The 13,047-nt window shown below is 42.2% G+C and carries 11 protein-coding genes; 4 read left to right on the top strand and 7 right to left on the bottom strand.

Features of this window, described 5'->3' with window-relative positions; translation table 11 throughout:
- Nucleotides 1-242 precede the first annotated feature (242 nt).
- The 5 genes from DFP77_RS14410 to DFP77_RS14390 all read right to left on the bottom strand — a co-directional run bounded on the left by DFP77_RS14410 (nucleotide 243) and on the right by DFP77_RS14390 (nucleotide 6,091).
- Nucleotides 243-1,250 carry an adenosine deaminase gene (locus DFP77_RS14410; protein ID WP_114412911.1) on the bottom strand — a complete coding sequence of 336 codons (1,008 nt, stop codon included), beginning with the start codon at nucleotides 1,248-1,250 and terminating at the stop codon, nucleotides 243-245.
- A gap of 155 nt (nucleotides 1,251-1,405) precedes the next feature.
- Complete coding sequence (locus tag DFP77_RS14405; RefSeq protein ID WP_114412910.1) at nucleotides 1,406-2,473, bottom strand: BMP family ABC transporter substrate-binding protein; 1,068 nt, start codon at nucleotides 2,471-2,473, stop codon at nucleotides 1,406-1,408.
- A gap of 55 nt (nucleotides 2,474-2,528) precedes the next feature.
- Nucleotides 2,529-3,461 (bottom strand): ABC transporter permease, encoded by a 933-nt coding sequence (locus DFP77_RS14400; protein ID WP_114412909.1) that lies wholly within the window; start codon nucleotides 3,459-3,461, stop codon nucleotides 2,529-2,531.
- Nucleotides 3,462-3,470: 9 nt separating this feature from the next.
- Nucleotides 3,471-4,538 carry an ABC transporter permease gene (locus tag DFP77_RS14395; RefSeq protein WP_114412908.1) on the bottom strand — a complete coding sequence of 356 codons (1,068 nt, stop codon included), beginning with the start codon at nucleotides 4,536-4,538 and terminating at the stop codon, nucleotides 3,471-3,473.
- Nucleotides 4,535-6,091, bottom strand: coding sequence for an ABC transporter ATP-binding protein (locus DFP77_RS14390; protein ID WP_114412907.1), 1,557 nt, complete (start codon nucleotides 6,089-6,091; stop codon nucleotides 4,535-4,537). The genes DFP77_RS14395 and DFP77_RS14390 overlap by 4 nt, the downstream gene beginning before the upstream one ends.
- Nucleotides 6,092-6,604: 513 nt before the next feature.
- On the opposite strand from DFP77_RS14390, the gene DFP77_RS14385 reads away from it, so the two are divergent.
- The 3 genes from DFP77_RS14385 to rlmM all read left to right on the top strand — a co-directional run bounded on the left by DFP77_RS14385 (nucleotide 6,605) and on the right by rlmM (nucleotide 9,540).
- Entirely contained in the window at nucleotides 6,605-7,666 is a 1,062-nt protein-coding gene (locus DFP77_RS14385) for a GGDEF domain-containing protein (protein ID WP_258861174.1), read from the top strand.
- 104 nt (nucleotides 7,667-7,770) lie between these two features.
- Entirely contained in the window at nucleotides 7,771-8,442 is a 672-nt protein-coding gene (locus DFP77_RS14380) for a TIGR01621 family pseudouridine synthase (protein WP_114412905.1), read from the top strand.
- A gap of 45 nt (nucleotides 8,443-8,487) precedes the next feature.
- Nucleotides 8,488-9,540 carry a 23S rRNA (cytidine(2498)-2'-O)-methyltransferase RlmM gene (gene rlmM / locus DFP77_RS14375; RefSeq protein WP_114412904.1) on the top strand — a complete coding sequence of 351 codons (1,053 nt, stop codon included), beginning with the start codon at nucleotides 8,488-8,490 and terminating at the stop codon, nucleotides 9,538-9,540.
- A 108-nt stretch (nucleotides 9,541-9,648) separates the two neighbouring features.
- Here rlmM and DFP77_RS14370 read toward each other — a convergent pair whose 3' ends face one another.
- Together DFP77_RS14370 and DFP77_RS19870 are read right to left on the bottom strand one after the other, a co-directional pair.
- On the bottom strand, nucleotides 9,649-11,319 hold the full coding sequence (locus tag DFP77_RS14370) for a L,D-transpeptidase family protein (protein ID WP_114412903.1): 1,671 nt from the start codon (nucleotides 11,317-11,319) through the stop codon (nucleotides 9,649-9,651).
- Nucleotides 11,316-11,603: a YkgJ family cysteine cluster protein gene (locus DFP77_RS19870; protein ID WP_239544138.1), complete on the bottom strand. Its 288-nt coding sequence runs from the start codon at nucleotides 11,601-11,603 to the stop codon at nucleotides 11,316-11,318. Before DFP77_RS19870 ends, DFP77_RS14370 begins: the two co-directional genes overlap by 4 nt.
- A gap of 171 nt (nucleotides 11,604-11,774) precedes the next feature.
- Between DFP77_RS19870 and DFP77_RS14365 the strand changes: the two genes are divergently transcribed.
- Nucleotides 11,775-13,013 carry a GGDEF domain-containing response regulator gene (locus tag DFP77_RS14365; RefSeq protein WP_114412902.1) on the top strand — a complete coding sequence of 413 codons (1,239 nt, stop codon included), beginning with the start codon at nucleotides 11,775-11,777 and terminating at the stop codon, nucleotides 13,011-13,013.
- Nucleotides 13,014-13,047 lie beyond the last annotated feature (34 nt).

Genomic DNA, 13,047 nt, shown 5'->3' with positions numbered 1-13,047 from the left:
CAAATATGTTTTGGTGTTGTTAAGAATCAAACAGAATATCAGCCTCAAGTTAGTTAAATAAAAACTTGAGGCTGATTAGGAGAGATGGTATCTACAAGATCGAGAGCAGTCGTTTTGCGACGGCTTCCTTCGAGAGAATGGCATATGAATAAAGTTTAATATTGCTCGGATGAAACACCGATACCCCGCAGCTTGCTGCGGGGTATCGGTGTTTCATGTGTTATAGGCACCTAATAACAGTCTTATGCGAAAAGGGCATGAAGGCCCTTTAAGTGCTGTTCTTTAACATGGTCTTCCATCCAGCTTCCAGTGATGCCGTTTTGGGCTAACTGAAAAAGCTCATCTTTGCTAATGCCAGTGCCATTAATAAGTGATGCATAGTTGTCGTTCATGTAGCCACCAAAGTAAGCTGGATCGTCAGAATTGACGGTAGCATGTAAACCAAGTGCCAGCATATTTTTGATCGGGTGGTCTTTCATGTCGGTGACGACACAAAGCTTTAAATTAGAAAGCGGGCAAACCGTCAGAGTTAAATTACGCTCTTTTATCGTATCAATAAGTTTATCGTCTTCTAACGCTCTGTTGCCATGATCAATTCTGTCAACGCCGATTTGGTTTATAGCTTGCCAAACATATTCTGGAGGGCCTTCTTCACCAGCATGGGCAGTGATCTTTAAGCCAAGATTTTTGCAGGCTTCAAAAACACGTAAGAATTTTTCCGGCGGATGTCCGACTTCTGAGCTGTCTAATCCAACACCATCAATCCAAGCTAAATAAGGTTTTGCTTGTTCTAGCGTGTCAAAGGCGCTTTCTTCACTGAGGTGGCGTAGGAAAGACATAATGAGCTTGGAGGTCATTCCCCATTTTTTCTCGGCGTCTTGCAGGGCGTTGTAGATGCCTCGGATTTGGGGCTCAAAGCCCACCCCTCGAGATAAGTGGCCTTGTGGGTCAAAGAAAATCTCTACGTGCACAACATTTTCGCTATTAACTTTTTCCAAATACGCCATGGTAAGGTCGTAAAAGTCGGCTTCATGGAGCAGTACAGACATACCTTGATAATAAAGATCGAGAAAATCTTGTAAGTTCGTGAATTGATAAGCGGCTTTTAAAGCATCTACTGTGCTGTATTTTAGTTTCACTTGATTTCGTTGGGCTATGGCAAACATCTGCTCTGGCTCAAAGGTGCCTTCAATATGTAGATGAAGTTCTGTTTTGGGCATTTTCTTTGATAGTTCGATTAGTGTTTCCATGGGGTTACCTTTCGTTGCTTTGCCTTTGATTCTTAAATATAGCGATAAAACCGATGATGAAAAAGGATGGTTGGCTGAGTTTAAGAATAGTGATTAGGAAAAAAACGGCAGAATATACAGCCAGCGGCGCTGGCTGTATATAAGCATAGTAGGACTTAGCGAGGAATTTCGTCAGTAATGCCATCAACATACCAATTTACTTGAGCAAGCTCTTGATCTGTTAGTGAGTGGTTGGCTGGAACTGCGATATTGCCTTTGTTGTCTTTAATAGGCCCTGTGAATGGTTTGAATTCACCAGAATTGATTGCAGTATAAGTTGCATCAATTTTAGCTCGAACATCTGCTGGAAGGTTTGGGTTAATAGATGCTAGAGATAGCATGTCTTCTTGGAAGCCGCCCCAGAAATCTTTAGAATCCCATGTGCCATCCATAACGGCTTGCACTCGTTTGATGTAGTAAGGTGCCCAATCATCACGAACAGAGAAAATATGTGCGTTTGGCGCAAATTTACTTTGGTCAGAAGCTTGGCCAATGGCGCGTAACCCACGTTTCTCAGCAGCAATAAGCGGCGCTGGGCTGTCGGTGTGTTGTAGCATTACATCAACACCTTGGTCCATTAGTGCGTTTGCAGCATCTGTCTCTTTACCTGGATCGTACCAAGTATTCGCCCAAACAATTTTCATTTTTACATCTGGATTAACACTTTTTGCACCCATGTAAGCGGCGTTGATGTCACGGATAACTTCTGGGATCGGAAATGAGCCAATATAACCAATGGTATTGGTTTTGGTCATCATGCCTGCAGCCACGCCTGAAATATAACGGCCTTCGTAGGTGCGAAGAACGTAAGTGCCTAAGTTTTTAGACAGTTTGTATCCAGTAGCATGCTCAAACTTTACTTTAGGAAAGCGCTTCGCGACTTTTACCGTTGGGTTCATAAAACCAAAAGAGGTAGTGAAAATAAGGTCATTGCCTGCTTTAGCAAGTTGGGTGATTACTCGCTCGGCATCAGCACCTTCTGGCACGTTTTCAACGTAAGTGGTTTTTACTTTATCGCCAAAATATTCTTCTATGCCTTTACGACCTCTGTCATGTTCATAGCTCCAGCCTAAGTCGCCAACGGGTCCAACATAGACAAAACCGACTTTGAGTGGATCCTCAGCTTGAACAAAACTTGCTCCCGCTAAAAGTCCCAGACCTATCAATACACTTTTAAGTTTCATTGCTTGCTCCTTTTGTGCCCGAAGGCATTTTATTTATGGTATTCACTTTTTTTGTTTAGGCCATTTGTCTTGGGTCAAAGGTTTTTCCTAATGACCTAGGGGCCAATAATTTTTCTTTAAATTTATCTGCGCTGATAATCACCATGACAATGACTGTTGCGACATAAGGCAGCATGGCAAGTAGGTTTGGTGAAATAGACCAGCCCAAGCCTTGAAGGACTAAATGCATAATGCTTGCTATGCCGAAGAGGTAGGCACCTAACATGATTCTGCCGATTCGCCACGATGCAAAGACGACCAATGCAAGGGCGATCCAGCCGCGCCCCGCTGTCATGTTTTCTACCCACATAGGAGTATAAACAAGCGACATATAGGCGCCTGAAATGCCCGCCATGACACCGCCAAACATGACGGCTAAATAGCGAACTCTTAACACTTTAATGCCTATGGCGTTTGCTGCGTGAGGGTTTTCTCCGACGGCGGTTAAGGTTAGTCCGATGCGTGTTTTGTAAATCACAAACATCAGAATAAAGGTCATAGCAAAAGAGGTGTAAACCAAAATGTCATGACTAAAAAGAATGCGACCGAGAAAGGGAATGTCCGATAGCAGTGGAATGGCAATAGGCTGAAAACCTTGAATGGTTTGGCCAACAACACCTGATCCAATAAAAGCACTTAAGCCGGTTCCAAAAATAGTTAAAGCAAGCCCTGTGGCTACTTGATTGGCGCCAAGATGCAGAACGAGTACTGCGAAAATTAAGCTCATTATGCACCCCATTATCATGGCAGCAAGAACACCAAGTCCTGCACTACCTGTGCCATAAGCCGCTAGGAAGCCTACTACAGCGCCCATTAACATCATGCCTTCTTGGCCAAGGTTTAACACGCCAGATTTTTCACATATAACTTCACCTAGGGCAATAAAAAGCAACGGAGTGCCAGTTTTTACGGCGGCAAACAATATTTGTACGATTAGATCTGAGTCCAAAATAGGCTCCTAGTTTGTCGCTTTATTAGAAAAGGCGAGTCTGTTGTTAATAAAAAAGTCACATGCCAAAAGGAAGAACAATAAAACACCTTGGAACATACTCACCACGGCAACGGGGATGCCCATTTCGATTTGTGCTAAATCGCCTCCCATATAGAGAACCGCCATGAAAACTGCTGCTAAGATAGCGCCAAGAGGATTTAGTCTTCCTAGGTAAGCAACAATGATGGCGGAATAGCCGTAACCGGGTGATACATTGGGAACCAGTTGCCCAATTGGGCCAGTGGTTTCACTGACACCTGCTAAGCCTGCTAATGCACCTGCAAAAAGCATCACCATCCAGCTTAGTTTTCTGCTACTAAAGCCTGCGTACTTTGCTGCTGGTTCATCGGAACCAAAAACTCGTATTTGAAAGCCAAGGTGGGATTTGCTTAATATAAACCAAGCGATAAAAGCGGATATGATGGCAAAAACTATACCAAGGTGAATTCTGCTGCTCTCAAATAGTGTCGGTAAGAGAGTGGTATCGGAAAACATTGCGGACTCAGGAAAGCCGAAGCCTTGGGGATCACGGAGAGGTCCATGTACTGCCCAAATAAGAAGATATAGGCCGATGTAGTTAAACATGATGGTGGTTAATATTAGGTTTGAATTAAAGCGTAACTTTAAATAGGTCGGAATTGCCGCCCAAATCATGCCTGATGCTATGCCGGCTAATAAGGTTATTGGCAAGGCAAGAATAGAGTCAGAATCGCCAAAGTAAAGCGCCATTGCCGATCCACCTAGAGCGCCTGCTAATAGTTGACCTTCAGCACCAATGTTCCATAAATTGGCTCGATAACATAAAGACAGGCCAACAGCACAGAGTAGGAGAGGCCCCATTTTGACAAACATTTCTCCAATGTTGTAACTGTCCGCTAATGGTGCGATTAATAAGACATGCAATGCTTGAATCGGCGATTTTCCTATGGCTGAGAAAAGAACGCAGCCAAAGATCAGGGTTAACGCAATAGCTAGAAGCGGTGAAGCCACTTTCATCAATGAGCTTGGCTCAGTACGAGCTTGGATAAGAATCATGCGGTTGCCTCTTGTTTGTCAGAGGCTGACGTATTTTTTATAAAAGTACCAGCCATCCATTGTCCTATTTGATCTATGTTGGTGGTTTCAGTTTTCACAACAGGTGATAGGTAGCCATCGCAAACAGCTGCCATTCGGTCGGCCAACAAAAATAATTCATCAATGTCTTCCGAAATAAGCAAAATGGCAGCGCCTTTATCACGAAGTTCTAATAGGGCTTGATGAATGGCAAGTGCTGCGCCTACATCGACTCCCCAAGTAGGGTGGGCACAAATAAGCACTTTAGGGTTCTGTCCAATTTCGCGCCCCATGATGAATTTTTGCAAGTTGCCGCCACTTAAGCTTTTCGCTTCGGAGAATTCACCGTGACATTTTACTTTATATTTGGTGATGAGCTCGCTGGTGTAGCCTTTTATACTCTGCCAATCGACTAGGCCGTTTCTAATGAAGCCTTGGCTGTGAGTTAGAAGGGTATTTTCTGTTAGGCTCATGTCTGGAACAGCGCCTCGACCTAAGCGCTCTTCTGGAACGTATGCCATACCAAGTTTTCGACGCTCGCCAGCATTTAAATCACTAATGTCTGAACCATCAAGTGATAAGCTGTTCTTTACACTGCGTTCATCTTCACCACTGATAATGGCCATCAATTCGTCTTGACCGTTGCCAGCAACGCCAGCGATGCCGAGGATTTCACCTGATTTTAGTTCGAAGTTGAGGTTCTTAAGCGTTGTCCCAAAAGGCTGCTTGGCTGCAAGAGATAAGTCTTCGACGTTAAAAACGCCAACAGTGCCTTCTTTTTTTGTGTACCCTGCATCTTGTTCAGCAAGATCACCTACCATCATTTTTGCAATAGAAGCTGGTGTTTCTCTTTGTGGAATGCAGGTATCAACCACTTTTCCGCCTCGTAGAATAGTGGCTTTATGGCAAATTTCTGTAACTTCATGGAGCTTGTGGCTGATAAATAAAATGCTACAGCCTTCATTTGAAAGTGTACGTAGAACGCCAAATAACCCTGACACTTCTTGGGGGGTTAAAACCGAGGTAGGTTCGTCTAAGATTAGTAATTTTACGGATTGAACTAGGCAGCGCATTATTTCAACACGTTGTCTTTCTCCTATTGATAGTGAATGTACGTATCGGCTTGGCTTTACGTTTAAGCCATATTCTGCAGAGAGGTGAGTAATTCTTTCTGCTAAATCTCCGATTTCATTTAATTGTGTCTTGCTCAAACATAACTCAATGTTTTGGCTAACTGTTAATGTTTCGAATAATGAAAAATGCTGAAACACCATCCCAATACCTAAATCACGAGCAATAGAGGGTGATTTGATAGAGACTTCTTTCCCATTCCAAATAATGTCTCCTTTGTCTGGAGCCACCACACCATAAATGGTTTTTACTAAAGTGCTTTTGCCTGCACCATTTTCTCCTAGCAGAGCATGAATTTCTCCTGGCATCAGGGTTAAGCTGATGTTGTCGTTGGCAAGGCAGCCGGGGTATTGCTTGGTAATGTTTGTGAGCTCAAGGCGTGATACCAAATTGTGCTTTTTCAATGTACTGGCACCTTATTCTATTAAATGAGTAAAAGACTTGAAGATACTGTGTCATCCGATATGTATGATAACTTTTTCATCTTTGTGCACCGTTTTGGTTTATGCCTCGCTTCCTTTTGGGGCATTTCTGATCTTTCTCATGTATTTTTGACCGATCAGTTAATTTTTTGCTTTTAGTATTGATAATAATCAAGTTTCATGCCAACGAAGTGGATTCTTTGACGAAAAGTTTACTTGATTTTGCAAAATGATAGCATGTGATTGTCGTTATTTTTTAGGAGATAGGAGGGGAGGTTGTCAAACCCTCTTTGTAGGGTTTTTACTTGGCTTAATTTATAGAAAAAATAATTGGTTTTCTGTAAAGTATGCGCTTTAGCCTGCACATTATAGAAAACTGTTTTTTTGTACGTATTGGGTGATGAATATAGCGATTTGATCGCAATTTAAATTATTTCAGGCAAATATATACGGGGTATTGTGTTTTCATCGATAAAGCAATTCATAAATACGCTTTTGAATATTGGTTTTGAGGATGAATTTGGAAATGACCTCAATCAAAAGCATGTAGTGAACTTCTCTTACATAATTTTTTGTGTGGGCTGTTTGTTTTTGATCGCTGTTTTTACCTTTCGTCAAATGTACTCTATTACCATCCTTTCTACTTTGGGTCTACTAGTTGCCTTGGTGGGTCTTCGATACAATTTTATTGGGCATCTTTTTAGGGCTCAGATTTTAATGCCTATCATTAAAATTTTTCAAACATCTATTCTCAGCTTGTTTTATTTTGGTACTGAAAGCGGTTTTCATTGGTTTTTTGTCAATGTTATTGCTTATGCTTTAGTTGTTTTTAGAACAGATCGACAAGCAGTGAAATATTGGGTTGTTGGCATCTCATTAGCGTTATTTTTACTTTGTGAATTGACCGATACCAATGGATTGTATCTTAATTCAACAGATCAAGAGTTATCCGTTATCTTGGTGTTTTTTGCGGTGACCTTTAATTTTGCAATGGTTATAAACCTAGTTATAAGTCGCTTGAAGTCAGTTAATCAGCATTTACGTATCCTTGCTGAAAAAGATGAGCTGACGGGGTTATCTAATCGGCGAAAGGTATTGGCCGATGCAGTTAATATTTTTGCAGATTCAATTATCAATAGAGAATCATGTGTTTTCTCAATCGTAGATTTGGACCATTTTAAAAAAATTAATGACACCTTTGGTCATGAAGCTGGTGACCTTGTGCTGGCTAAAGTATCTGCAATGATGGCTTCTGTTATTCGGCCACAGGATGAGATTGGTCGTTACGGCGGTGAAGAGTTCATCGTTATTATGCGTGGAACTAGCATCAAAGACGCTGCTGATATCATGGAAGCTATGAGGCGGTCTGTTGAAGATATGTTGATAGAGACGGAAAATGGAATTGTTATTCCTGTTACTATTAGCATCGGTTTGGCTGCAATAGACCCTGGCGTTTCACGTTATGAAGAAATACTAGCGCAAGCTGATAAAGGTCTTTATGTCGCGAAGCGTAGTGGTCGTAATCGCCTTTCTGTGCAGTCAGATTATCAAAATTAGATTATATTTACTTCCCTGTATTGACATATGAGTTGTCCACTTTCTCTGTGGATAAACTTGTTGGCTAATCCATTTTTTCTTTATTTATTCGTGGTGGGGCTCATTTGCTTCCTATATTGTTTCGTTGTGATGATTATTGGGTGATCGATAAGCCCGCTGGTATGAGCTTTCATGCAGAGTCAGAAGAGATGGGAGTTATGCAGTCTTTGTCTGCCTATTACCCTGAGCAAACGTTTTATCCGGTGCATCGATTGGATAAAATGACGTCGGGTCTGTTGGTTGTGGCGTGTCACGCAAAGGCAGCGGCTGACTTTGGTAGGATGTTTGAGCAGCATGCAGTTGAAAAACGCTATTTGGCGTTATCAAAGCGCAAGCCTAGAAAAAAACAAGGCACGATCGCTGGTGGTATGTCCCCTAGTCGAAGGGGGCAGTGGAAATTGACCAAAGAAGGTGAGAATATGGCTGTCACTCAGTTTTTTTCTTCATCTTTTCAAGGGTTTAGGGTTTTCATTGTTAGGCCTTTAACGGGGAAAACCCACCAGATTCGTGTTGCATTAAAAAGTATTGGTTCGCCCATTTTTGGCGATCTTAGATATGGTGGTGAAGAGGCAGATAGAGGATACCTTCATGCTTATTTTTTGCAGTTTAACTGGCATGGAGAGGATAAGGTTTATGTTTGTGCACCAAATAATGGGGCGATGTTTTCATCAGCTTTAGGTGACTTTGTGGGCGCTCAGTTTGATGAGTCTTTATTAAAATGGCCCTCTAAAAAATAATTGATTAACTTAGCTAGCTTGAATGCTTGCTAAGAAGGAATTTGAATGAAAAATGTTTTGGTTTATTGTCGTCAAGGCTTTGAAAAAGATTGTGCGGCTGAGTTATCTGAAGTAGCGAGCAGTAAAGGTTTTTACGGGTACGCCAAAGTTGTGCCGGATGCTGGCTATATTGTGTATAACTTTGACCAGCCTGATGCTGGCGAAACCTTGATTCAGCAATTGAGTTTTAACCGCCTTATATTTGCTCGCCAGATTATCGCTGTGAATGACGTGATTGAGTTGGAGCAGGGTGGCCGAGTTGAGTCCTTGCTAGAGGCCGCTCGGGAATTGCCGCTTGCGGAAGAAATCTGGATTGAAACAGCAGACACTAATGAAGCTAAATCTTTGTCGGGTTTAATTAAGAAGCTGGAAAAGCCATTGCGTGACGGCTGGAAAAAGTCGGGGGTGTTGCGTAATAAGGCGGTAGGTGTTCGTCATCATGTGTTTATGCTGGATGGTGAGGCGGCTTACTTAGGTGTTTCATACGCGGTCTGCCGTAGTGAGTTTCCGATGGGGATTCGTCGTTTGCGCTTTCCTGCAGCAGGCCCAAGCCGTTCAACACTTAAGCTGGAGGAAGCTTTTCTACAATTTGTGCCAGAACAAACGCGAGAGTCTGACCTAACAGAGGGTATGACTGCGGTTGATCTTGGTGCGGCCCCTGGCGGCTGGACATATCAGTTTGTTAAAAAAGGCATTCATGTTATTGCAATTGATAATGGCCCAATGCAAAAAGAATTAATGTCGACGGGTTTGGTTCAGCACGAAAAGGCAGATGGTTTTAAATATGAGCCACCTTACACTGTAGATTGGTTAGTTTGTGACATGGTGGAGCGACCAATTAAAGTCGCAGAATTAATGGCTAATTGGTTGGCAAGTGGATGGACTAGACGAGCAATTTTTAACCTCAAGCTGCCAATGAAAAAACGCTACCAAGAAGTGTCTTTGTGCTTACAGATGATAGAGGCAATGTTGAGAAAAGCTGGCGTCGGTTATCAGTATCAAATAAAGCACCTTTATCATGATCGTGAAGAAGTTACAGTATGTATTATGGTTCGATAATATAATGGGCTAGTTGTTGAAGTTGAAAGTCTGAAAGCGGTACATATAAAAATGCCCGGTAAGTAAATAATACTTATCGGGCATTGTTTTATGGTGGTTTTGAGGGTTTTAAATAGAGTCCCTTGCTCTGAATGGCGAGTAACCCATCGCTTCTTCCATTAAGGCGTCTCTTTCGTATACATCGTTACGAAACTCCAGCATACCGTTTGCATTTGGAACTACAGTGAAGTAAACCAAATACACAGGGATGTAAGTAGGTAGCGAGATGACTGTGTTGCTTTTATTCTTCAATGAGCTGTTCATAGCGTTGAGTTGTTTGCTGCCTTTGGTAATTTCTCTAGCAAACTCAACAGGGTTCTCTAGTCGTACACAACCGGAGCTAAATGCTCTGTCGCTTTCGCGAAAAAGGTGCTTAGCAGGGGTGTCGTGTAAATAAATTTCGTTTTTGTTTGGAAACATAAACTTATACTGGCCTAGGGCATTGCCTTCGTCTGGCTCTTGTTCAAAGCGAAAGGCTAACTTGTCCTCACTGATCGCTTTCCAATTGATTTTGGTTGAATCAAGTTCTTTTGCGCCAATACTCCAGCTTGAGAAGACTTTATAGCCATGTTTTACAAGATAGTTTGGATCAGCTTGTAGTTTTGGTAAAAGGTTTTCTCTGGCGATACGGTGCGGTACTCGCCATGTAGGGTTGGTAACCATATAGGTCATTAGGCCCTTGAATACGGGGGTTTTTCTGTCTGGCCTTCCTATGACTGCCTTCATTGAAGTGAGTTCGCCGTTAAGGTGCATATCGACGGTGTAATTGGTTAGGTCGACCCAGACTCGGTTCGCTTCTAGCTCGCTTGGCAGCCAGCGCCATCTTTCTAAGTTGTAAGCAATTTGCTTCGCTCTAGTTTCTAGTGGAACATTAAGCATTTCTATTGTTCTGGATCCTGCTGCACCGTCCGCTGTTAGGTGATGGCGGCGCTGAAAGCGCATCAATGATTCTTTTAGGCGAGAGTCAAACTGTTCTTCATTTACTTTGCGTGTGGAAAAACGAATGTCACCAAGTTGTACTAGTCTCGCTCTTAGTTGGGCAACTCTTGGACCAGTATCGCCAAGGGATAAAGGTACACCAGCGTTGACGAAGATGTCGCTTTCTTTTGCTGCTAGGTCTTGGTAATAAACTAGCCATTTTTGTAAAACTTGATATTGCGGGCTGCGAGGGGATAGCAGTTGTAATGAATTGACCATATCTGTTGCAGAATCAATGTACAGCAAGTCTTTCCAGTTATTGCTTGGGGCATCAAGCTGCCAATTTGGATCTATGAGTTGGGGTTCATAGCGCCCATTACTAATGTCATGGGCGTAGCTGTTTAATGCTATGGTCGAAATAACATCCATCTCGGCTAGTTGTTGAGGAGTGGGTTGTTTTAGGGCCAAATATTCTTTAATAATACCAGTGTGGTAGTGGATTGGGTTTAGTCCCTGGCTAAGGGATTGTTCAAGAATATCAACAAGCTTATAGATCGACATGTTGATTTTTTTGTCTTGAATCCAGATAGGCTCGTAGCCACGAGCTTCATAGGCTTGAAGAACAGTGTTGTTTGGAAGGGCTTGCCCAGCAACTGGTGTGAACGCATTAAGTGCTAATGAAACTTGCTCCTTCACACTGCTTTCTATTTGCGATTCACTTGGTGGAATAACAATGAATTGTTTGCTTGTTTTTGAGGTTGAGCAAGCGCCGAGCAATAAGCTAACACAGAGTAAAGGGAGTAGGTGCTTCGCTGGTATCATTGATATTTCCTTTTTAATAAGCCTGTGTTGATTGGGCTAGTTTCATCTTCCAAATGGGTCAATATGAAGAGTGCTTCTTCACGGTTACTTCCGCACGTGTATTCTTCGGCACTAAATTTGTCACAGACCTCTGGTCTTGAGGGGTCGCCAAATATAGCGCAGCGATAATCTGCAAGTAGCTGTATGCAAGGCTCTCCAGCGGCTTTTCCATTTGGCATACCTGGTATAGGAGAGCTTATGGATGGGGCTGTACAGCATGCTCCGCAATTTTCTCTGCATTGCATATATAGAACCGCCTTGCATTTAGTTAGATTAAGTTAATGTTAAGTATTGTCTGATTTTTACAAAACCATAATGTAGAGTAAGTATTTTAGAGTATCGGAATCGTGGGTCATAGGGGATAATTTAAAAATATTCAAAAAGTATGGCCTTACTTTTTATATTGGGAATTGAGCATGGTAAAGGAAAGAAAAATATTAGTCGTTGAGGACAGTCCTGTCGATTTGAAGGTTCTCCATCATTTGCTTTCCCAAACGGCTTTGTTTACACCGATTTTGTGTACTTGTTACAAAGAAGCTGAAGATAAATTGGCGCATTCTGGTGAAGAGTATTTTGCGGCGATTGTTGATCTTAATTTGCCTGATGCGCCAAATGGCGAGATTGTTGATCTGATTTTATCTCGTAGAATTCCCTGTGTGGTGCTGACTGGGAACTTTGACGATAACTTGCGGCTAAGGCTGCTTAATAAAGGGGTTTTGGACTATATCACTAAGGATGGTCGCTATTCTTTTAATCATGTAGTTAAGGTGATTGAGCGACTAGACCGTAATCGAGACATTAAGGTTCTGGTTGCTGAAGACTCCTCTACAAGCCGTTTGTTTATCAAAATATTATTGGAGCAATATCGGTTTAATGTCGTTGAGGCTGAGAATGGTCAGGTTGCTTTGGCTAAGTTGGAGGAAGATCCTTCTATACGCATGCTGATAACAGATTTTAATATGCCTTTGGTTAATGGTTATGACCTTGTGCGTATGCTTCGTTATAACTCTCGTTTTCAGGACTTAGTCATTATTGGTTTGTCAGCAGAGGGGGACAATGCTTTATCTGCTAAATTCATAAAGGCTGGTGCGAATGATTTTCTGAAGAAGCCTTTTTATCACGAAGAGTTTCATTGTCGGGTTATTCATAGTCTAGAGGCGCAGGAGATGCTCGAGACCATACGAGATCTTGCTAACATTGACCCTTTAACTAAGTTAAAAAACCGCCGCAGCCTATTTGAAGAGGGTGAACAGCTGCTTCGAGATAATGCCCTAGGGCTTTCTCTCGCTATGCTAGATATTGATCATTTTAAAAAAATTAATGATACCTATGGCCATCTTGTTGGAGATAGTTTGCTTGAAGCGGTAGGGCGGGAGTTTATTGAAGCATTTCCAGATATGCTGGTTGGCCGTTTTGGCGGAGAAGAATTTTGTGTCGTCACGAAAGTAGAGGGCCAAAAATTTCAGGATAGGTTACATGTTTTCTTGGAAACTTTGCGCTTAAAGGAATTCACGGAAGGTAAAATTCGTTTGGCTTTCAGTGTTGGTATTTGCAGCGATAAAGTCGATACGTTCGAGGAGTTGATTCGAATAGCAGAGCAGAATTTGCACGAAGCGAAATGTTCTGGTCGAGATAGAATTGTCGCCAGTTTTTGATGTGTGATTACGTAACTCAAGTACAATAAAAAAG

The sequence above is a fragment of the Marinomonas foliarum genome, from assembly GCF_003337275.1.
In the GTDB taxonomy this organism is placed as follows: Bacteria; Pseudomonadota; Gammaproteobacteria; order Pseudomonadales; family Marinomonadaceae; genus Marinomonas; species Marinomonas foliarum.
Note: the sequence above shows the minus strand (reverse complement) of the source record. Positions and strands in the feature narration are given on the sequence as shown.